The organism is Arthrobacter sulfonylureivorans (assembly GCF_047607445.1).
GTDB classification, from domain to species: domain Bacteria; phylum Actinomycetota; class Actinomycetes; order Actinomycetales; family Micrococcaceae; genus Crystallibacter; species Crystallibacter sulfonylureivorans_A.
Genome location: NZ_JBLKRT010000092.1, coordinates 1 through 1,048, shown reverse-complemented (window position 1 = coordinate 1,048; position 1,048 = coordinate 1). Strand labels below are relative to the sequence as shown.

Here is a 1,048-nt window from a genome sequence, read left to right as displayed (position 1 = left end):
TCGGGGGCGAAGCGGAGAATTTAAGCCCCAGTAAACGGCGGTGGTAACTATAACCATCCTAAGGTAGCGAAATTCCTTGTCGGGTAAGTTCCGACCTGCACGAATGGAGTAACGACTTCCCCGCTGTCTCAACCATAAACTCGGCGAAATTGCACTACGAGTAAAGATGCTCGTTACGCGCAGCAGGACGGAAAGACCCCGAGACCTTTACTATAGTTTGGTATTGGTGTTCGGTGTGGCTTGTGTAGGATAGGTGGGAGACTGTGAAGCCCGGACGCCAGTTCGGGTGGAGTCATCGTTGAAATACCACTCTGGTCACTCTGGACATCTAACTTCGGCCCGTAATCCGGGTCAGGGACAGTGCCTGATGGGTAGTTTAACTGGGGCGGTTGCCTCCTAAAGAGTAACGGAGGCGCCCAAAGGTTCCCTCAGCCTGGTTGGCAATCAGGTGGCGAGTGTAAGTGCACAAGGGAGCTTGACTGTGAGAGAGACATCTCGAGCAGGGACGAAAGTCGGGACTAGTGATCCGGCGGCACATTGTGGAATGGCCGTCGCTCAACGGATAAAAGGTACCTCGGGGATAACAGGCTGATCTTGCCCAAGAGTCCATATCGACGGCATGGTTTGGCACCTCGATGTCGGCTCGTCGCATCCTGGGGCTGGAGTAGGTCCCAAGGGTTGGGCTGTTCGCCCATTAAAGCGGTACGCGAGCTGGGTTTAGAACGTCGTGAGACAGTTCGGTCCCTATCCGCTGCGCGCGCAGGAAATTTGAGAAGGTCTGTCCTTAGTACGAGAGGACCGGGACGGACGAACCTCTGGTGTGTCAGTTGTACTGCCAAGTGCACCGCTGATTAGCTACGTTCGGATTGGATAACCGCTGAAAGCATCTAAGCGGGAAGCCGGCTTCAAGATGAGATTTCCATCCCCTTCGGGGGGAGAGGACCCCAGCCAGACCACTGGGTTGATAGGCCGGATGTGGAAGCGAGGACGAAAGACTCGTGGAGCTGACCGGTACTAATAGTCCGACAACTTACACCACACCACCCCC

The 1,048-nt window shown here is 55.2% G+C and carries 1 rRNA gene; it reads left to right on the top strand.

Annotated elements, in window-relative coordinates:
- Positions 1-1,039, top strand: a 23S ribosomal RNA gene (locus tag ACMX2H_RS18925); the annotation flags it as partial.
- Between the last annotated feature and the right edge of the window lie 9 nt (positions 1,040-1,048).